The sequence below is a fragment of the Mucilaginibacter sp. P25 genome, assembly GCF_050859465.1.
Classification (GTDB): Bacteria; Bacteroidota; Bacteroidia; order Sphingobacteriales; family Sphingobacteriaceae; genus Mucilaginibacter; species Mucilaginibacter gossypii.
Genome location: NZ_CP193937.1, coordinates 2,202,999 through 2,222,173, shown reverse-complemented (window position 1 = coordinate 2,222,173; position 19,175 = coordinate 2,202,999). Strand labels below are relative to the sequence as shown.

18 protein-coding genes and 1 pseudogene are annotated in these 19,175 nt (G+C 41.9%); 11 read left to right on the top strand and 8 right to left on the bottom strand.

Going from position 1 to position 19,175, the window contains the following annotated elements:
- Window positions 1-5 precede the first annotated feature (5 nt).
- The 4 genes from ACRQ5D_RS11675 to ACRQ5D_RS11660 all read right to left on the bottom strand — a co-directional run bounded on the left by ACRQ5D_RS11675 (window position 6) and on the right by ACRQ5D_RS11660 (window position 3,947).
- Window positions 6-773, bottom strand: coding sequence for a TatD family hydrolase (locus tag ACRQ5D_RS11675; protein ID WP_091172714.1), 768 nt, complete (start codon window positions 771-773; stop codon window positions 6-8).
- 124 nt (window positions 774-897) lie between these two features.
- Window positions 898-1,890, bottom strand: coding sequence for an FKBP-type peptidyl-prolyl cis-trans isomerase (locus ACRQ5D_RS11670; RefSeq protein ID WP_091172717.1), 993 nt, complete (start codon window positions 1,888-1,890; stop codon window positions 898-900).
- A 61-nt stretch (window positions 1,891-1,951) separates the two neighbouring features.
- Window positions 1,952-2,929: an FKBP-type peptidyl-prolyl cis-trans isomerase gene (locus ACRQ5D_RS11665; RefSeq protein ID WP_091172720.1), complete on the bottom strand. Its 978-nt coding sequence runs from the start codon at window positions 2,927-2,929 to the stop codon at window positions 1,952-1,954.
- Between the two features lie 7 nt (window positions 2,930-2,936).
- Complete coding sequence (locus ACRQ5D_RS11660; protein WP_091172725.1) at window positions 2,937-3,947, bottom strand: DHH family phosphoesterase; 1,011 nt, start codon at window positions 3,945-3,947, stop codon at window positions 2,937-2,939.
- Between the two features lie 210 nt (window positions 3,948-4,157).
- Here ACRQ5D_RS11660 and ACRQ5D_RS11655 point away from each other — a divergent pair, with 210 nt between their 5' ends.
- The gene (locus ACRQ5D_RS11655) at window positions 4,158-4,577 is read left to right on the top strand and encodes a nucleoside-diphosphate kinase (RefSeq protein ID WP_091172728.1); all 420 of its coding nucleotides are present in this window, start codon (window positions 4,158-4,160) and stop codon (window positions 4,575-4,577) included.
- 149 nt (window positions 4,578-4,726) lie between these two features.
- Window positions 4,727-4,924 carry a hypothetical protein gene (locus tag ACRQ5D_RS11650; RefSeq protein WP_091172734.1) on the top strand — a complete coding sequence of 66 codons (198 nt, stop codon included), beginning with the start codon at window positions 4,727-4,729 and terminating at the stop codon, window positions 4,922-4,924.
- Here the strand turns inward: ACRQ5D_RS11650 and ACRQ5D_RS11645 are convergent.
- Both ACRQ5D_RS11645 and recF read right to left on the bottom strand, forming a co-directional pair.
- Window positions 4,911-5,150, bottom strand: a complete 240-nt coding sequence (locus ACRQ5D_RS11645; protein WP_432329009.1) for a DUF721 domain-containing protein — start codon at window positions 5,148-5,150, stop codon at window positions 4,911-4,913. The genes ACRQ5D_RS11650 and ACRQ5D_RS11645 overlap by 14 nt on opposite strands.
- A 44-nt stretch (window positions 5,151-5,194) precedes the next feature.
- The gene (recF, locus tag ACRQ5D_RS11640; RefSeq protein ID WP_091172737.1) at window positions 5,195-6,295 is read right to left on the bottom strand and encodes a DNA replication/repair protein RecF; all 1,101 of its coding nucleotides are present in this window, start codon (window positions 6,293-6,295) and stop codon (window positions 5,195-5,197) included.
- Window positions 6,296-6,523: 228 nt separating this feature from the next.
- Between recF and ACRQ5D_RS11635 the strand changes: the two genes are divergently transcribed.
- The 6 genes and pseudogenes from ACRQ5D_RS11635 to ACRQ5D_RS11610 all read left to right on the top strand — a co-directional run bounded on the left by ACRQ5D_RS11635 (window position 6,524) and on the right by ACRQ5D_RS11610 (window position 10,861).
- Entirely contained in the window at window positions 6,524-7,201 is a 678-nt protein-coding gene (locus ACRQ5D_RS11635) for a tetratricopeptide repeat protein (protein ID WP_091172741.1), read from the top strand.
- A gap of 165 nt (window positions 7,202-7,366) precedes the next feature.
- Window positions 7,367-7,861, top strand: coding sequence for a 6,7-dimethyl-8-ribityllumazine synthase (gene ribH, locus ACRQ5D_RS11630; protein ID WP_091172747.1), 495 nt, complete (start codon window positions 7,367-7,369; stop codon window positions 7,859-7,861).
- A 229-nt stretch (window positions 7,862-8,090) separates the two neighbouring features.
- Window positions 8,091-8,420: a bacillithiol system redox-active protein YtxJ gene (gene ytxJ / locus ACRQ5D_RS11625; RefSeq protein WP_091172751.1), complete on the top strand. Its 330-nt coding sequence runs from the start codon at window positions 8,091-8,093 to the stop codon at window positions 8,418-8,420.
- 155 nt (window positions 8,421-8,575) lie between these two features.
- Window positions 8,576-9,456 (top strand): annotated as a pseudogene (gene lipA / locus ACRQ5D_RS11620) (lipoyl synthase).
- A 48-nt stretch (window positions 9,457-9,504) separates the two neighbouring features.
- Window positions 9,505-10,032 carry an RNA polymerase sigma factor gene (locus ACRQ5D_RS11615; protein ID WP_311084057.1) on the top strand — a complete coding sequence of 176 codons (528 nt, stop codon included), beginning with the start codon at window positions 9,505-9,507 and terminating at the stop codon, window positions 10,030-10,032.
- A gap of 1 nt (window position 10,033) precedes the next feature.
- Window positions 10,034-10,861: an anti-sigma factor gene (locus ACRQ5D_RS11610; RefSeq protein ID WP_091172763.1), complete on the top strand. Its 828-nt coding sequence runs from the start codon at window positions 10,034-10,036 to the stop codon at window positions 10,859-10,861.
- A 345-nt stretch (window positions 10,862-11,206) separates the two neighbouring features.
- On the opposite strand, the gene ACRQ5D_RS11605 is transcribed toward ACRQ5D_RS11610, so the two are convergent.
- Window positions 11,207-12,091 carry an NAD(P)H-hydrate dehydratase gene (locus ACRQ5D_RS11605; protein ID WP_431199674.1) on the bottom strand — a complete coding sequence of 295 codons (885 nt, stop codon included), beginning with the start codon at window positions 12,089-12,091 and terminating at the stop codon, window positions 11,207-11,209.
- 107 nt (window positions 12,092-12,198) lie between these two features.
- Window positions 12,199-12,711, bottom strand: a complete 513-nt coding sequence (locus ACRQ5D_RS11600) for an NAD(P)H-hydrate epimerase (RefSeq protein ID WP_431199673.1) — start codon at window positions 12,709-12,711, stop codon at window positions 12,199-12,201.
- A gap of 303 nt (window positions 12,712-13,014) precedes the next feature.
- On the opposite strand from ACRQ5D_RS11600, the gene ACRQ5D_RS11595 reads away from it, so the two are divergent.
- From ACRQ5D_RS11595 to ACRQ5D_RS11585, 3 genes are all read left to right on the top strand, one after another.
- Window positions 13,015-13,950: a hydrogen peroxide-inducible genes activator gene (locus ACRQ5D_RS11595; RefSeq protein ID WP_091172769.1), complete on the top strand. Its 936-nt coding sequence runs from the start codon at window positions 13,015-13,017 to the stop codon at window positions 13,948-13,950.
- Window positions 13,951-14,262: 312 nt separating this feature from the next.
- Entirely contained in the window at window positions 14,263-16,677 is a 2,415-nt protein-coding gene (locus ACRQ5D_RS11590; protein WP_091172772.1) for a TonB-dependent receptor, read from the top strand.
- Between the two features lie 85 nt (window positions 16,678-16,762).
- A complete protein-coding gene (locus ACRQ5D_RS11585; RefSeq protein ID WP_091172774.1) occupies window positions 16,763-19,174 on the top strand; it encodes a TonB-dependent receptor in 2,412 nt (803 codons plus the stop codon).
- The last annotated feature ends 1 nt before the right edge of the window (window position 19,175 follow it).

Genomic DNA, 19,175 nt, shown 5'->3' with positions numbered 1-19,175 from the left:
CAATTTTAAATTCCGAATACAAGCCTGGAATTTTCGGTAGTGACCTCTGCCACTTTTTCAATGCTTGTTTGGTGAAGCTCCGCCACCTTTTGGGCTATATATACCAGGTACGAGCTTTCGTTAGGTTTACCCCTGAACGGAACAGGCGTAAGGTACGGAGAATCTGTTTCTAAAACGATATGTTTAAGGTCAATTTCCGGTATTACTTTATCAAGCCCAGAGTTTTTGTAGGTAACTACCCCACCTATGCCCAGGTAAAAATTAAGGTCGATCACTTTTTGGGCTTGCTCAACAGTACCTCCAAAACAATGAAAAATACCCCGTAACTTTTCATCCGCTTCCTGCTTCAGCACCTCATATACCTCATCAAATGCATCGCGACAGTGGATCACAATAGCCAGATCAAGGCTTTTGGCCCAGTTGATCTGTTTCACAAACGCATCTGCCTGTTCCTTTAAATGCGTTTTATCCCAATACAGGTCAATACCTATCTCGCCTATGGCATAGATCTTGTTTTGCTGATGGGCATTCATGATGGCCGAAAGTTCTTCTTCCCAATTCTCCTTTACATCACAGGGGTGTAAGCCCAGCATCGGGTAGCAATATTGAGGATACTCATTCGCCAAACCATAAACCAGCGGAACGGAAGCCGCATCAACATTGGGTAAAAACAAACGGGTAATGTTATTATCGATACAACGCTGCATTAACGCCGCGCGTTTTTCAGGAATGGTTTCGTAGTATTGATGGGTGTGCGTGTCGGTTAAAACCATGCTGCAAAAATAAACCTTGAATACTTAATAACGAATTTATAGCGGTAAAGTATCGATACTTTCAATTAATTACCTGACGACTACCAACAAAAAACCTCCCGCATTTGGCGGGAGGTTTCTACTATCAGTTCTTTTTAGCGGCCGGTTTCTTTGTGCCGGCTTTTTTTAGTGGAGCTTTACCAGCAGCCGGTTTCGGGGTAACCGCGACATGTTTGCCTGGTTTTACTTTTACCAGTTCGATATCGAACACCAATGTGCTGTATCCGGGGATTTCCGATCCGTAAGGACGTTCGCCGTAGGCAAGGTTTGAAGGGATGATAAATGTTGCTTTTGAACCTTCATTTAATAAAAGCAAACCTTCATCCCAACCTGATATTACCCTATGCTCGCCCAAAACAACGCTTATAGGCTCATACGGACGGCCAGGCTGTTGTATGCCTGCCGCTTTGGCGTTAGCTTCAATACTGGTATCAAACAGTTTCCCGTTAAGCAACTTTCCGGTATAATTTACCAGCACTGTATCGCCGTTAAGCGGCTTTCTTTTGGTTGTTGGGCTGGTTATCACGTATTTTAAGCCTGATGCTGTAGTAACAGGTTTAAGACCATGTGCCGTAATATAGCTTTCTCTGTCGGCTGTTTCAGCTTGTTTTAGTTTTTCAAGGCCCGCATTCCTTTCGGCAATGGCATCATTTAACGATTGAACCTTCTCTATCTTTAAAATAAAAGTAAGAAAGCTGCCTTTAGGTAAAAATGGCGGACGGGCTTCTTCATGACCAACAAATACCGAATCAGTTGGAATTTTAACCAAGGCACTGTCTTTTGCTGCAAGCAGCGGGAATATTTCCATCAAGTCGCCTACATTTTGCGAGGCCTGCACCTGGGCTTGTACGGGATGTCCTGCCTTATAACTACTGAACAGTACTGAATCTTTATCGGTTTTCTGGATAAAGTTAAAAGTAAGCACATCGTTGATCTTAGCTTTGTTGCCCGGGTTAGCAGTATAGATTTGGTAAAGCGCGCCTTTAGCGGTTTTCTGCAAACCAGCCGTTTGCGCACCTGCGTTTAAAGCAAGCGCAGAAAGCGCCGGCAATAAAAAAGAAAAAATATGTTTTTTCATAAGTTATAAATAAAAAAGCCTTTCCTGCTTTGAGCAGGAAAGGCCTTGTAAAACATAATAATTATTTCGTTGTCGGAGTTGGCATTTGCATTTGCGGCATAACCGGTTTTGGTGCATTTGGATTTGGGTGGACAATATTTACCAGCTCAACTTCAAACACAAGCGGCGTATAAGGTTGCATTTGCTGACTTCCCTGATCGCCATAACCTAATGATGATGGAATAACCAACATCGCTTTAGTCCCTTTATTAAATAATTGAAAAGCTTCGTCCCAGCCTTTGATCACCTTACCTTCACCCACCGGAATACGGATTGGCTGATAAGGGTTCATCGGGTTGATCTGCATCTTTTCTTTTACAGCTACAGCTTTAACACTTGTTTCCAAAACTTTGCCAGTAACAAGCCTTAAAGTATAATTAATTACAGCTGTATCACCTACTGCTACGTTAGCACCACTGCCAGGTGTAGTAACTGCATAATTTAAGCCTGATGCAGTTTTTACAAATTTCAGGTCTTTATGTGCATCCAGGTAACCCTGGATCTTAGCAGGCTCTTTACCTTTAAGGGCGTCGGTTTGACCTTTCATGTATTGGGTAACGCGATCACGGAAAACTTGCTCGGTAAGTGCGCCTTTAGCAACTACCTTTTCAATTTTAATAGTATAAACCAGGTATTTACCTTTGAAGCCCGGCGGGCGTTGCTGACCGCCTTTAAATACCGAATCGGCAGCTATTTTAAATGTGGCGCTATCACCTTCGCCCAATAATGCTAAGCCAGAAACAATATCACCTTTGGTTTGAGGTTTAGGCATCAGCGTTGGTATAGGCTGGCCGTTATCATAAGAATTATTGATAATTGAATCCTTATCGGTTTTGAGGATCATGTTCAGTGTCAAAAAGTCACCTTCCTTAACTTTAGGATTGCCTTTTGAGGTGTGGATATTATAAAGCAAGCCGCCTTCGCCCTGCTTAAACCCACCGTTACAACTTGCAAATCCAATAGCCGCAAGTGACAGAAACATCAGTTTTCTTTTCATCATTACTTTTTTACTGTATTAATAGTTTTTTATATTCGGGTAAAATTTGTTTAAATTGTTGTATAACCTGTTCAAGGCTACCCTCGGAATGGCCGCCGGCTGCATTGCGGTGACCGCCGCCATTGAAGTATTTTTTGCAAATCTCGTTGGCCGGGAACTCGCCTTTTGAGCGTAATGAAAGTTTCACCCTGTCGCTTCGTTCAACTATGAAAGCAGCCAAACGGATGCTTGCCATCGATAATGCATAATTTACCACACCTTCCGTGTCGCCTGTTTCAACATCAAAGCGTTCCAGGTCATGTTTGTTAACTGCAATTATAGCTGTATTAAACTCAGGCAATACCTCCAGGCAATTAGCCAGGCAATGACCTAAAAAGCGCAGCCTGTTTTCAGATGCGCTATTATACACCAGCTCATGAATGCGCCAGTTAACCGCACCGGCATCTATCAAATCGGCAACTATGCGGTGAACTCCGGATGTAGTGTTGGGAAGCCTGAATGAAGCCGAATCGGTCATGATGCCTGTATAAAGACAGGTTGCCACATTTTTATTTACAAGTTCTTTGTGGTGAAGCTGGTTTACTATAAAATCATACACTAACTGCGCGGTAGCACAGGCATTGATATCCCAGTGCCTGTAATCGTCAAAATCGGCAGGCTCCAGGTGATGATCGATCATGATCTTATAGGCATTACTCTCGCCAACCAGCTCGCCCATATCATTGATACGGCTCAGCGCATTAAAGTCGAGGCAAAATATAAGTTTCGCATCTGCTATCAGGGCGGCAGCTTCTTCGCGGTGCTCGGTATAAATAATAACATTCTCGTTACCCGGCAGCCAGCTTAAAAAGTCAGGATAATCTGTAGGGGCAATAACCCTGGCATGATGGCCCTGCTGTATCAAATAATTATATAAGCCTAATGACGACCCCATAGCATCACCATCGGGTTTATGATGGGTAGTGATCACTATTTTTTGAGGTTTCGTTAAAAGGTCAGTAAGCGAAGCTAAATCTAACATCAATTCTTAAAAAAGAGTTGCAAAGCTAAATAAATAAATGAAATACAAACCATCTAATTTAATTCAAAAAGCTTTATCTTACAGTTACAAAAGCCTATTTTTGCCGCAAATTTTAAATGTTATCATAAGCATCAGTAAGCTTATGTTTTAAAACCAACGTAACAAAGGCATTTAATCTATTAATAACCCAAAAAAGAAACAATTATTTCAATGAAAAACAACAGAACATTTACCATGATAAAGCCTGATGCCGTTGCAGACGGGCATATCGGTGCTATTTTAGACATTATAACCAAAAACGGCTTTAAAATTGTGGCGCTTAAATACACTAAATTATCTGCCGAAAAAGCGGGCCAGTTTTATGAAGTGCACAAAGAACGCCCTTTTTATAACGGATTAGTTGAGTTTATGTCATCGGGCCCTATTGTAGCAGCTATTCTTGAAAAAGACAACGCTATTGCCGAATTCCGTAAACTGATCGGGGCCACTAACCCGGCCGATGCCGCCGAAGGTACCATCCGTAACCTGTATGCAAGATCAATTGGTGAAAATGCCGTTCATGGCTCAGACTCTGACGAGAATGCCGACATTGAAGGAAACTTCTTTTTCTCGGCTTTTGAAAGGTTTTAAGTAACCTATTTCGGGTGTAATTATATAAACCAAAAGTTACACCCGAATTTTTTACGTTTTTTTTGTAATTATGGTTACGTTTTTTGTAACTTTACATTATCCACCTAAACAATATTACATAATTTAATCAACCAATAATATCACAAAACATGAAACCATTATTCAAATACATCTTTTACGTACTTATACTGGTGATGTTGGTTATTGGATCGCTAATGCTTTACAGAACACACCCCGAAGCCCAGCTTGCGCTTACCATTCCCGGCCTGTTCATTCTTGCTTATTCAAAGCTTACGGATGATATCAAATTAAAGCATAACAGCTTACGTATGCTTAGAGGAAGATAATTTCCTCAACAAGCACACTTTTAGCTTCGTTATTAATCTTTTCAATTATCTGGCTGCGCATCAGCATCAATTCATTTTTTATTACTGATGATTCTATCCGCAGAAATAATTTCTTATCGCGCACAAATAACTCTTTGGTGCGATTGGCTACTGATTTGCCTACCAGGTCGGGCCAGGCAGTAATAACACCGGTTTCTGTCAAAACGCCGCTTAATCTTATATACATTAAGCATTTGCTCAATAGCTTCTTTCAGTGTTTTGTCGTTGGTTTTACGCATCAATCGCTCCTCCTTTTACTTTAAATAGTTTAACAGGTATCCCTATTTTATTAAAAACGGTTTCAACCCGCTCAACCCCGGTATCGGTTATAAAAACCTGGCCAAAATCATTGTTCGATACCATCTGCATTAATTTGGTAATCCGGCCGTCATCAAGCTTGTCAAAAATATCATCAAGCAAAAGCAAGGGTTTAAATCCTTTTTGCTGATATAAAAAAGTATATTGTGCAAGCTTGAGTGCAATTAAAAATGACTTTTGTTGCCCCTGCGATCCAAACTTTTTCATGGCCATACCATGGATATTGAATTGCAGATCATCTTTATGAATACCCGCTGTGGTACGCTCCAACGCCCTGTCACGGTCAAAACTCTTTTTTAATAAACTATCGAAATCATCGGCAAGCAGTTGCGATTCATACACGAGGTCAACATGCTCGACATTATCGCTCAAAAAACTGTAATGCTTATTAAATATAGTAACAAAACCCTCCATAAAGGCCCGGCGCCTTTCAAAAATACGATTGCCCGAAGCGTTCAATTGCTCATCAATCACTTCAAATAAGCCGGCATCATATCGCCCTGTATCCGCTACCTGTTTTAAAAGCGCGTTACGATTGGTAAGGATTTTATTATAGGTGATCAACTCATCTAAATAATGGTTATCTGTTTGCGATATCACATTATCAATAAACTTGCGGCGTTCTTCGCTCCCTTCGGTTATGATACTGGTATCATTTGGTGATATCATTACAAGCGGTAACAATCCGATATGATCGGCCAGGCGCTGGTAATCTTTTTTATTGCGCTTAAACTGTTTCTTTTGATTGCGCTTTACAGAGCAGGCAACAGCTTCGGGCTGATTGTTTTTATTAAAGACGCCGGTGATGATAAAAAAATCGGCACCCTGCTTAATCTGCTGGCTGTCTATCGGGTTAAAATAGCTTTTGCATAAGGACAGGTAATGAATAGCATCAAGCAAATTGGTTTTGCCGGCGCCATTATTACCTGTAAAAGCGTTAACCCCCTCGCTGAAAACCAGTTCGGCCTCATCGTAATTTTTAAAGTTAATAACTGACAGCTGTTGCAGGTGCATGAGATGGCAAAGTTAATGTTTTTTGGTGAGTGGTTGATGGTTCATGGTTGATAGGCCATAGTCATTTATAAACAAAATTGCTCTTCCCTAAATCCTGAAAACTACAAACCCAAGACCATGAACCATAAACTATCAACTATGAACTACCCCTCGTTAAAGATTTAATACAAAAGGTATTGCCAGTAAATTTGAAAACCGTATTTTTGCAAACTTAATTTTAGAACAACAATGTCAAAAACCCAGGCGAACACCAAAGTTGCAGCACCAGAAAACAATTTTGGTCAGAGTGGCAAATTTGTACGCGAGAACCAGAAAAGCTTACTATTTATTGTAGGGGCCATTATTGCCCTTATTGCTATCTATTTCATTTACATTAAATTATACTTAGGTCCACGTGAAGTTACTGCCGCTAACCAAATGTACAAAGCGCAGGATTTTTGGCAGCAAAAAAACTGGGACAAAGCCATTAAAGGCGATGCCGGCTTCCCTGGTTTTGAAAAGATCATCAGCGATTACAGCAATACCAAAGCTGCTAACCTTGCTTATTTTTACCTGGGCACTGCTTATTTAAATAAAGGTGACTACCGTAAAGCTATTGATAACCTAACCAATTACCGCGGTGACGACAACATGGTAGCAGCCGAAGCTTTTGGTAGCACAGGCGACGCATATGTTGAACTGAAAGATTACGAAAAAGCAGAAACTTACTTCAGCAAAGCTGCTGATAAAGCAAAGAATAAATTTTTATCGCCGCTTTATCTTAAAAAGTTAGGTTTAACTTATGAAGCTCAAAAAAACAGTAAAGAAGCTGCTGAAGCTTATAAAAGAATAAAAACTGAATATCCTGAAAGCGCTGAAGCTCAAAATATCGACGAGTATATAGCCCGCGCCGAAGCGAAACAATAATTTTAATTTCGGATTTGAGGATTTCGATTTCGGATTTATCTGGTTTTAAATACCTTTAAATTCGGAATCGATTTTTTTATAGGCAGATTTTGATCGCTGATCACAACACTTAACAAAATCCGAAATCGAACCTCCGAAATTCGAAATAAAAACATCCGAAATCAAATGGCGACCCATCTTAAAAACCTTTCCGATTTTTCAAATACCGAAATACCATCAGCAGCACCGTACCGCTTCGGTATAGTTGTAGCCGAGTGGAATGCCGAAATTACCAATGCGCTTTACCAGGGTGCATACCAAAGCCTGATAAGCAATGGCGCACTGGCCGAAAACATTTTTTCATACCAGGTACCGGGCAGCTTTGAGCTTACATCGGGAGCAGATCTGTTATTAAAAAAAGGCAACCTTGACGCGGCAATTTGCCTGGGATGTGTAATACAGGGCGAAACAAGGCATTTTGATTTTATTTGCGACGCGGTAGCAAACGGAGTAAGTAATGTTGCCATAAAGTACTCAAAACCTGTTATATTTGGTGTATTAACTACTGATAATCAGCAACAGGCTATTGACAGGGCCGGCGGTAAGCATGGTAATAAAGGCGACGAAGCAGCTATCACAGCCATTAAAATGGCAGCCCTTGCTGAAACATTAAACAGTTAAAACCCGTTAAAGCAATTAATTTTAGCTCAACATGAAAAAATTAGTTTACATAGCACTTATAGCCGCGGCAGTTGCAACAGCATCATCCTGCTCAAATAAATTATGCCCGGCTTATGGTTCATATCCTAAAACAGGCCGTTAACAGTTAATTGTCATTTTTAAACCTGTTTAAACACACTACACAGTTTTTGTGTTATAATTACGTTATAGCATTTTAACTATTAATAATATGAACTGGATTTCGTTGGAGACGGCCGATCAGCTAATGGCGATCAAACAACAAGAAGGATATAGCCTTATATTTAAACATAGCACGCGCTGCTCCATCAGCATGATGGCCAAAAGGCGTTTTGAGCTTGACTGGGATAATCTTCCCGAAAATATGCCCCTTTACTTTCTAGACCTGATCAAATACCGTGACCTGTCAAACCAGGTAGCGCAATTGTTCGAGGTACACCACGAATCGCCCCAACTGTTACTCATTAAAAATGGCGAATGCATTCTTGACCAATCTCACAGCGGCATCTCCGTTGATGAAACTTTAGAGGTGCTGAATTAGATTTGATGACGATAGTCCATAGACCATGGTCGATGATTTCATCCTGGCGTATAGATATTCATCTTTTTTATCAAGAATATATCATATCTTCTATAGGCTATGGACCATCGTCCATGGACTAACAACTATAATCAGTTTTTAACTACATTTGTACCATGATTGAATTGCCGGTAGTTCCTGCTGTTAGCCAACCTGTACGTAAGCCTGATTGGCTTAGGGTTAAGCTTCCTACAGGAAAAGAATATGCTCACGTACGCAGCCTTGTTGATACCCATAAACTGCATACCATATGCGAAAGCGGTAACTGCCCTAATATGGGCGAGTGCTGGGGTGCCGGCACGGCCACTTTCATGATCCTTGGTAATATTTGCACCCGTTCGTGTTCATTTTGTGCAGTTGCAACCGGCAGGCCTTTAGCTGTTGATGTTGATGAGCCCAACCGCGTAGCAACTTCTGTAAAACTAATGCAGGTAAAACATTGCGTTATTACCTCTGTCGATCGTGATGATTTGAAAGACGGCGGTTCCATTATCTGGGCCGAAACCATCAATGCCATTCGCCGTGAAAGCCCCGATACTACATTAGAAACCCTGCTGCCCGATTTTAAAGGCAACTGGGATAACCTTGCCCGCGTTTTGGAAACCAGGCCCGAAGTTGTATCACACAACCTGGAAACTGTAAGGCGTCTTACCAAAGAAGTACGGATCCAGGCAAAATATGACCGCAGTCTTGAAGCCCTGAAACATATTTCGGAAGCGGGTTTGCGTACAAAATCAGGCATTATGCTTGGCTTGGGCGAAACCGAGGAGGACGTTTTAGAAGCAATGGATGATTTGCTGGCTGCAGGTGTTCATATACTTACACTGGGGCAGTATTTACAGCCTACACGTAACCATCATCCGGTGATTGACTGGATCCATCCCGATCAGTTTGCACGTTATAAGGAATTGGGTCTTCAAAAGGGTTCAGGTATGTTGAAAGTGGGCCGCTGGTACGCTCATCTTACCATGCAGAAAAACACTTGTTTGAAATGTGATAATTCCTTTATATCTTCATCGGGTTGAGTAAGAAACGAAAAATATCGATGTCAGAAGAAGAACTGGTGTTGTCATTACGGCACCGGGAAAAAATTGCCGTCGAAGCTTTATATGATATGTATTCGGCCTCGTTATTCGGGGTTATATCACGCATTATAAATGACACCGCTATAGCCGAAGATGTTTTACAGGAAACTTTTGTAAAAATCTGGCATTCCTTTTCAAGCTACAGTACGGAAAAAGGCCGTTTATTTACCTGGATGGTTAATATCGCGCGCAACCTTGCAATTGATAAGACCAGATCGAAAGATTTTAAGAATCAGAATAAAAACCAGGATATTGAAAATAACGTAACTTTCATTGACGAGCAACGAAACACGGTTTACAAACCTGAGTTAATGGGGGTTAAAAATTTAGTGCAAACACTAAAACCTGAGCAAAGACTGATCATCGAGCTGGTTTATTTTAAAGGCTATACCCATGTGGAAGCTGCCGAAGAATTGGGCATTCCGTTGGGTACCATTAAAACCCGGTTAAGAATGGCTATCCAGGAACTCAGAAAACATTTTAATTGAAGTGGAAGATTTAAAAGCATATATTGAAACAGGGATACTGGAGCTTTACGTATTAGGGGATGTTACCCCTGCCGAAAAGCTACAGGTTGAAGAACTGGCTTCAAAGCACCCTGCTATTAAGGCAGAGCTTGCCGAAATTGAACGCTCAATGGAATTGTATGCCGGAGAAAACGCGATTGAACCATCTGAATATTTACGTAGCCGCGTATTGGGAAGTTTACTAACTAATTTTGGCGACGATAATGACTTTCCTACACAAACCCATACAGAACGGGAAAGCGTTGTGGTTACACGGCCCTATAAAGAAAAAGAAATTAATTTTTATAAATACGCATTTGCCGCATGCCTTGTTTTATTGTTAGCAAGCGCAGCGGCTTTGTATAACCTTTACAACCGCCTTAATGATACCAATACCCGGCTAAATGCCATGCAGTTGCAAAACCAGCATTTTAGCACCACGGTTAGCGCCAAGGATAGCGAGCTGAACCTTTTAAGGGATACGTCATTTAAACTGATCCGTCTGAAAGGGACAGAAAAATCGTCTGAGTCGGTGATGACCGTAGCCTTTAGCCCATCCAAACAAAAAGTGGTGATTGACATGGAAGGCCTTAAATTGCCTGCAAATGACCAAGCGCATCAATACCAGCTTTGGGCACTGGTGGCCGGCAAACCTGTTGATTTGGGTGTATTTGACGCCACAGCAGATTCAAGCGGATTCAAAAACATGAAAGCGATAGCCTCGGCAGATGCCTTCGCGGTAACGCTTGAGCCAAGAGGCGGTAGTGAAAGTCCAACACTATCACAAATGGTGGTAATGGGTAAATATTAAAGCGAAAACGATCTCCCAGGGCTTAATAATGATTAAAAGCTTACATTTTTTCGGATTTATTCCGAAATGATGTAAGCTTTTCGATTTTTATACGTTAATTACTTGTATTTTGTGTAAACCTAAACTACACTGGGTTAATAATTTAACATTTTTTTAACGAAAACCAAAACCAATTATTAGTTTTTTTGTAACTAATAGGAACGTGTAAACGTCTTATGATTAGTTAGGACATAAACGAGAAACAGTGAACCTGATAACCCTAACCCCCAGATTTGAGTATTTAGTTCTTTATAAGATCAGTTAATAGTTAATTAAAACGGCTGTATGATACTTGCAGCCGTTTTTTTATGCCCTTAACTTTGCCATGGTAACGGGCAATTGCGCAATGAGCTTACCGGGCAAAACTACATGCATCCGGTTTGGCAATGCAAGTTCATCGCCGGCCTTACCGTGAATATAGGCACCAATGATGCAGGCTTGATCCGGCGGATGCTTTTGCCCAAGCAAAGCAGCTATTACGCCGGTAAGTACATCGCCCATACCTCCGCTTGCCATAGCAGCATTTCCTGATGAGTTAAAATATACTTTGCCATTGGGTGCTGCGATAATGGTATAATCATTTTTCAACAGGATACACAGGTTTAACTCCTTTGCCTTTTTTATAGCGGTTTGCAGCCGTTGCCACCAACTGGTATGTTCACCAAAAAGCCTGTCAAACTCTTTCATGTGCGGGGTTAAGATGCTCCCCGCAGGTAGCTGGGTTAATAATGCCTTATTTTCTGCAAGCAGGTTCAATGCGTCGGCATCAATAACCAGCGGTTGTTTATAGTTTTTGATGATTGCTTTTAATAATGTTAAGGCCTCGGCATCCTTGCCTAAACCAGGCCCCACAGCTATCGAACTAAATTTATCCCAATCAATATAAGGTTGCTCATCACCATTCCTGACTATGGCCATAATTTCGGGCTGATAACTGTTTAGTGCGGTTAAGCCACTTTCGGGGATACAGGCAGTCGTCAGGCCGGCACCTGCGTGTGCTGCAGCTGATGAGCTTAATAGCGCCGCTCCCATGGTTTTTGCCTGCCCTGCAATAATCAGCACATGACCAAATGTGCCTTTATTGCTGAAACGACGACGTGGTTTTAGTATTTGTCTCACATCTTTTTCTTCAACAAGCTGATACGGTGAACTTAACGACTGGATAAACTTTTCATCTATGCCAATATTCACAGCTTCCCAGCAATTGATATAAGGTGCCGATTCCGGTAACAGGAAATTGATTTTAGGCTGCTGAAAAGTAATTACAAGGTCGGCTTCTATAGCAATAGTATCCCTGACTACTTCCCCTTCCGAAAAAAACCTGTGGGTACATCGACTGCAACAACTGTTCGGCCCAAATCATTAATGAACTTAACAAGCCGTTCATAATCGCCGGTGAGCGGTTTGTTCAAGCCGCTGCCGAGCAGGGCGTCAATAATTACCGGGCTGCTATCCGCCGGGATCTCTTCATCCTTGGCAAGTTCTTTTATAGATACGCAAGTTTGTTTTAGCCTTTCAAAATTGATGTTAAAATCCACCGATGCCTTATCAGAAAATCGGGCTATTACAACGTTGAGCCTATTATAATGATGGTCACATAAAATACGCGCAATGGCAAGCCCGTCGCCGCCGTTATTCCCTGTACCACAGTAAAAAGTTATCGGCTCGTTTTTATCGGGGAAACGGTTAACGAACCAACCCACAAAAGCTTTTGAGGCGCGTTCCATCAAATCAATAGAAGCAACAGGTTCATTAGCGATAGTATAAGCATCGCCCTCGCGAATTTGTTCGGCAATTAATAAAGGAAGCATATATCCTAAAGTAAGGATTTAATGGTTTTGTTTTAAGAGAAATTATTGGCAGATCAACCGAACTGCACAACAAATAATAATATCCAAAAATCCGGCAGAAAAATTTATTTTAACAGACGGACAGGCAAGCTGTTTTACAATATTTAAGCGGTCGTTTCACGGGACTTTAGTTTGTTAGAAATACCGGTATTTAACCTTCTTCTTTGTTTTCATATTAGTTGCTTTTATAATCCAGCCCTTGCGAAATATTTGAATAGATAAAATCAATATTTATTACCTTTACATAGCATTTATCTATATTACATGACTATCACACAACTGGAGTATATTGTGGCTGTTGATACCTATCGCAGCTTTGTTTTGGCAGCCGAGAAATGTTTTGTTACCCAACCAACATTAAGCATGCAGGTACAAAAACTGGAGGACACGCTTGGCGTTAAGATCTTCGACCGCAGCAAACAGCCCGTTGTGCCTACCGAAATAGGGATTGAAATAATTACCCAGGCACGTGTAATGCTGTCTGAGAGCGAAAAGATCAAAGAAATTATATCCGACAGGCAAAAGGAACTTTCGGGCGAATTACGGGTAGGCATCATCCCTACCGTTTCGCCCTATATATTACCTAAAATCATCCATGGCTTTATTGAAAAATATCCACAGGTAAAATTGATTGTATGGGAACAAACTACCGAAGAGATCATTCAACAGCTAAAACTCGGTATGCTTGACTGCGGCATCCTTTCTACCCCGCTTCATGAAAACAACCTTACCGAAATCCCTGTATTTTATGAAAATTTTGTAGCCTATGTATCCAAAAACAGCAAACTTTCTAAAAAGAAGAATATTGTGCCGGATGATATAGATATGGAGGAGATCTGGATCCTGAACGAAGGCCATTGTATGCGCGAGCAGGTTTTGAATATTTGCCAGCGACGGAAATCAACCCGTGGCTTTCAGCATTTTGAATACAATACCGGCAGCGTTGAAACCCTAAAACGCATGGTCGACCAAAATAACGGGGCTACCATCCTCCCCGAGTTGGCCCTGTCTGAGCTTAGCGAAAAACAGCTGGATAAGGTGCGGTATTTTAAATCGCCCGAACCCGCCCGTGAGGTAAGCATTGTGATACAACGTAACTTTTTAAAACGCCGCATGATTGAAGCGCTGAAAGCTGAAATCCTGGAATTTGTGCCAAAGCGGATGAAAAGCAAAAAGAAAAAGGAAGTGATGGATATTTAGTAATTGCTTATCTATCTACCAGACTCACGAAGTTTGGGGGACTTCGCAAGGCTTCATTAGATGATGACAGCCTTCAGGATTATGGAAGGAACCCGTTTACATGATTCTTAAATTTAACTACTCTTTTTCTGAATAATTTCGGTGGTATTGCTTTGACAATCCCTTACCGGATTAGCAATTTTCCATTCTTATATCCACAAGCATCTGAACAACAGTACATTAAGTGTACTATTTAGATTTATTATAAATAATTTGCATTATAACACCCGCCTGACTACTTTTGCGCTATTATTTATATTTAGTCTAAATAAAATGGATCAACCCAAACCATCTTTCTCAAAAATCTTTTCACTTTCATTTATAGTGCTACTTATAGGCACCATCCCGGCCCTTGCCCAGCAAGCCAGAGGCATTCTTAAAGGTAAAATTATCACCATAAAAAATGGGCCTGCCGAAAACGTTTCGGCAGTACTTAAAGGCACCAGGTACGGTACCATAACCAATGAAAACGGCTTATTTGAAATTAAAGCCCCGCAAGGAGATTATATACTTGTAGTATCTGAAGTTGGCACAAAAGGACAGGAAAAACCAGTAACCGTAACAGCCGGGCAAACAACTGTGTTGCCTGTTATTACTGTTGATCATACTATTCATGGTTTGCAGGAAGTAAATATAAATGCTAATAAAACCAATAAATTTAAACGTTCACGAAGCGAGGATGTTGCCAAAATGCCTTTAAGCAACCTCGAAAACCCACAAGTTTATAATACCATAAGCAGCCAGTTGATGCAGGAACAATTGATATTTTCTGTTGATGATGCTATAAAAAATGCCCCTGGGATCCAAAAAATGTGGGAAGCTACCGGTCGTGGCGGCGATGGCGGCGCTTATTATAATAGCAGGGGCTTTATTGTACAAAGCACCATGCGTAACGGCATTGCAGGGATTATAACTAATGGCATTGACGCGGCTAACATCGACAGGATTGAGATTATTAAAGGCCCCTCTGCTACTTTATTCGGAAGTTCTTTAACCTCATATGGCGGCCTGATCAACCGTGTTACCAAGAAACCTTATGATACATTTGGCGGAGAAGTGAGCTTATCTGGCGGCAATTTTGGTTTTTACCGGGGCAGCGCCGATATTAACACTCCGCTCGATAAAGATAAAAAGATACTCTTCCGTTTAAATACTGCTTTTAATCATGACGGTAGTTTCCAAAACAACGGCTTTTCGCGGAATGTGGTTATTGACCCAAGCATTGTTTATAAGGCTTCCGACAGGTTAACCATTAGTGCCGATGCTGAACTGTCATATGGTACCAATATCGGAAAATCTATTTTCTTTTTCCCTTACGGACAAACCATCGATGCCCTGGGTTACAGTCGTGCCGATCAGCTCAAGCTCGACTACAAACAAAGCTATCATGGAAATGACCTGACTCAAACGTCACAAAACAGGAATTTTTATGGCGAAGTAAAATACAAGATCTCCAACGCCTGGACAACACGTACCAACCTGAGCCTCACCCATAGCTATTCGGACGGTTTTGGCCCTTACTACTACCTGTTGCCAGGCGATTCTATTTCCCGTAACGATCAGTCAACCCGCAAAAGTAAAGATGACATGATGGAGATCCAGCAGAACTTTAACGGCGACTTCAAAATAGGTAAATTCCGTAACCGGTTTGTAGGCGGCCTGGATTTCTTCAGGGAAAACTCGCAACAATATTTTTTTGGCAGTACGCTCGATACTGTATCTGTAACCGGCAATCAAAACTATAGCAATTTCAACAAAGCGGCGATGGGTGCCCTTTATGCTACCGGCATTTATGGTTTTACCTACCCTTCCATGTTTAAACGGAATACCTACAGCGCTTATATCTCTGATGTGTTTAATATTACGGATCAACTGATAGCATCGGCAGGTTTACGCGTAGACAGGTTTGACAACAAAGGCAACTACGACCCAACAACTCAAACCACTTCAGGGGCATATAAACAAACCGCCTTTTCGCCAAAATTTGGTTTGGTTTACCAACCCGTTAAAGACCACATATCGCTGTTTGCCAATTATCAAAACAGCTTTAACAACAAAACCGGTACTACCGAAAACAACCGACCGCTTAAGCCCGAGCAAGCCAATCAAATCGAAGGTGGCGTAAAACTTGATCTCTTCGATGGTAAATTGAGCGGTACGGTAAGTTACTATGATATCAAAGTGAAAAATATCGTACGTCCTTCCACCATAAATCCCATTCTTTCGGTACAGGACGGAACCCAATACAGCAAAGGTTTTGAAGCCGAAATAATAGCCAACCCAATAATCGGCCTTAACATCGTAGCAGGTTTTTCATATAATGATTCAAAGCTTACCAAAAGCGCCGATGCCGGCGTTGAAGGTCTTCGGCCAGCAACCGCCTCATCGCCATATCTGGCAAATTTTTGGATAAGCTACAAATTTCATCAAGGTGCAGTGAAAGGTTTTGGTCTGGGTTTCGGCGGCAACTATGCCAGCGATAATAAGATCGTAAACAGCCGGGCCATTGGGGTATTTACCCTGCCGGCTTACACCGTATTAGGAGCATCAGCATTTTATGATACTAATAAATACCGGTTTGGCGCTATGCTTGACAACCTTACCAATGAAAAATACTGGATAGGTTACACCACCATTAACCCTCAAAAACTAAGAAGTTTTGCATTAAGCGCAACCTATAAATTTTAAAACAGCCATTAAATAAAAAGCAGGAGTGTATTACAGTTCCTGCTTTAAGTTAACAACCCTATCATTCCTGTTAATCCTGAATAAAATGTCCAAATCCATACACTCTTTCTGTAAGCTTCCTCCTCTTTTATTATGTGCAGTTTTGCTGCTCTTCAACATACCCGCGCTGGCCGAGGTAAAACCCGGCACCATAACCGGCACAATCACGACTGCCGATGGCCAAACCGTTCCCGGTGTAACCGTAAGCCTTAAAGGTAATGGCATATCCGCAGGCACGGTTACCAGCGAAAGCGGAAGGTTTACCTTTAACAAGGTAAAACCGGGCAGCTACACCATTAAAGTAACGTTTGTGGGCCTGGCTTCTGAAGAAAAAGCAGTTGAACTGGCCGATGGACAACGCGTTACCGTAAACTTTATGCTGCGCGAAAACGCCAACCAAATTGGTGAGGTCTTAATTTCGGGCAGGAAACAAAAATATAAGATCGACGACCCCTCACCCAGCCTGAGGTTAAACGAGCCTTTACTTGAAGTGGCACAAAATATCCAGGTGGTATCTTCCGACCAGATCAAGGACCAGCAGATCTTTAACATGCTCGAAGGCGTATCGCGCAATGTGAGCGGCTTAACCATGCAGGAGCATTGGGGCAATTATGCCCGTGTAAATGCCCGTGGCGACAGGCTTGCACCTTTCCGCAACGGTATGAACATCGAAGCTACCTGGGGCCCGCTAACCGAGGATATGTCATTTGTTGACAGGATTGAATTTGTAAAAGGCCCTGCTGCATTCATGCTGGCCAACGGCAACCCCTCGGGTTTTTATAACGTAGTTACCAAAAAGCCTACCGGCACTACCAGCCAGGTATTCAGTTTTACTGCAGGCAGTTTTAACAGCTACCGTGCCACTGCCGATTTTGACGGCGTACTTACTAAAAACGGTAAACTGCAATACCGCCTCAACCTGATGGGCCAGCTTTCAAAATCATGGCGCCCGTATGATTTTACCAACCGTACGGCTATCGCTCCCGTATTACGCTACAAATTCGACAGCAAAAATACCCTCACTGCCGAGTATACCTACCAGTACCAGCGCATGAATGCCTTTGGTACCGCCTACCTGTTCTCCACTGATGGCTATGCAACACTGCCGCGCAACTTTACTAACGCGCCTTCAAATTCGCCATCATCGGGCATCCGGGACCAAAGTGCGTTTTTAACTTATGAGCATACCTTTAACAGCAAGTGGAAAGTTACCGCGCAGGGTGCTTATTTTTATTATAAGCAAACGGCATATAGCTATTGGATAAACAGCATCAGCAGCAACGGCGATGTTGACCGTAACCTTGGTTTATGGGATGCTGTTAACAAAAACAAATTTGCCCAGGCTTTTTTAAACGGCGAATTTAATACAGGCAAAGTTGTTCACCGCCTGTTAAGCGGCCTTGATATTGGCGACAAGTACTATATTCCGGATTATTTTCAATCAGGCTCACTTGATCCTGATCCCGCAAACCCTTTCAATATCCACAATCCAAATAATGGCCCTGTTACTTTACCTGTGTTTGATAGATCGGTGCCACTTAGCGAACGTGGTAAAAACGCTGTAAATACCGAAAAATATCAATCAATTTATGTACAGGATGAGTTGGGCTTTTTTGATCAGAAATTGCGTTTAACTGTAGCTGGTCGTTACACCCATGCCACTACAACCGATCCTTATGCCGGCGATACCAAAGGGCATAAATTTACGCCCCGTTTTGGGTTAAGTGTTAACATTGATCCTACTACAACTGCTTATGCGGTATATGATCAATCATTTGTGCCGCAAACAGGTAAAATATACGGCGGCCAAAAAGTTAAGCCTATTACAGGCAACAACATGGAGCTTGGTTTAAAACGCGACTGGTTTGATGGAAAGTGGAATACTACCTTATCTGCTTACCAGATCCTTAAAAACAACCAGTTGGTAACCGACCCCGACAAACATGGTGAATCTGCAGCAAATTACGTTTTGCAATTAGGTCAAACTAAAACAAAAGGTGTTGAATTTGATGCCCGCGGCGAAATCATAACCGGCCTCAGCCTGATGGTTAACTATGCTTATACCGATTCGAAGATTTCTAAAGATACCGACCCTGCAAATGTTGGCAATCCTGTTCCCGGCTTTGCAAAACATGTTACCAATGCCTGGTTAACATACCGTTTACAGCACGGCAGCTTAAAAGGTTTGGGCTTTTCAACCGGATATCAGTGGCAGCTTGACCGCCTGCCATGGAGCCTCGGCACAGGCACTTCTGATCTGCCAAACTACTTCCGTTTAGATGCAGGCGCATCCTACCAGATCAAGAAGATGAGTTTTGCGTTAAATGTAAATAACGTGCTTAACAAATACCTTTATTCAGGCGGTCATGAGGGGTTGAGCACCGACGGCAAAACTGTTTACAGCTGGCAGGCAGAAGCACCAACAAACGTACGTTTAAGTATCGGTTACAAATTTTAAT

Excerpts from the sequence above, each read along its gene's own strand:
- ACRQ5D_RS11595 (WP_091172769.1), top strand. The coding sequence starts at position 13,015 with ATGACTATCACACAACTGGAGTATATTGTGGCTGTTGATACCTATCGC.
- ACRQ5D_RS11635 (WP_091172741.1), top strand. The coding sequence starts at position 6,524 with ATGTCAAAAACCCAGGCGAACACCAAAGTTGCAGCACCAGAAAACAAT.
- ACRQ5D_RS11650 (WP_091172734.1), top strand. The coding sequence starts at position 4,727 with ATGAAACCATTATTCAAATACATCTTTTACGTACTTATACTGGTGATG.
- ACRQ5D_RS11665 (WP_091172720.1), bottom strand. The coding sequence starts at position 2,929 with ATGATGAAAAGAAAACTGATGTTTCTGTCACTTGCGGCTATTGGATTT.
- ACRQ5D_RS11585 (WP_091172774.1), top strand. The coding sequence starts at position 16,763 with ATGTCCAAATCCATACACTCTTTCTGTAAGCTTCCTCCTCTTTTATTA.
- ACRQ5D_RS11615 (WP_311084057.1), top strand. The coding sequence starts at position 9,505 with ATGTCAGAAGAAGAACTGGTGTTGTCATTACGGCACCGGGAAAAAATT.
- ACRQ5D_RS11600 (WP_431199673.1), bottom strand. The coding sequence starts at position 12,711 with ATGCTTCCTTTATTAATTGCCGAACAAATTCGCGAGGGCGATGCTTAT.
- ACRQ5D_RS11590 (WP_091172772.1), top strand. The coding sequence starts at position 14,263 with ATGGATCAACCCAAACCATCTTTCTCAAAAATCTTTTCACTTTCATTT.
- ACRQ5D_RS11660 (WP_091172725.1), bottom strand. The coding sequence starts at position 3,947 with ATGTTAGATTTAGCTTCGCTTACTGACCTTTTAACGAAACCTCAAAAA.
- ACRQ5D_RS11655 (WP_091172728.1), top strand. The coding sequence starts at position 4,158 with ATGAAAAACAACAGAACATTTACCATGATAAAGCCTGATGCCGTTGCA.
- ACRQ5D_RS11645 (WP_432329009.1), bottom strand. The coding sequence starts at position 5,150 with ATGTATATAAGATTAAGCGGCGTTTTGACAGAAACCGGTGTTATTACT.
- ytxJ (WP_091172751.1), top strand. The coding sequence starts at position 8,091 with ATGAACTGGATTTCGTTGGAGACGGCCGATCAGCTAATGGCGATCAAA.
- recF (WP_091172737.1), bottom strand. The coding sequence starts at position 6,295 with ATGCACCTGCAACAGCTGTCAGTTATTAACTTTAAAAATTACGATGAG.
- ACRQ5D_RS11670 (WP_091172717.1), bottom strand. The coding sequence starts at position 1,890 with ATGAAAAAACATATTTTTTCTTTTTTATTGCCGGCGCTTTCTGCGCTT.
- ribH (WP_091172747.1), top strand. The coding sequence starts at position 7,367 with ATGGCGACCCATCTTAAAAACCTTTCCGATTTTTCAAATACCGAAATA.
- ACRQ5D_RS11675 (WP_091172714.1), bottom strand. The coding sequence starts at position 773 with ATGGTTTTAACCGACACGCACACCCATCAATACTACGAAACCATTCCT.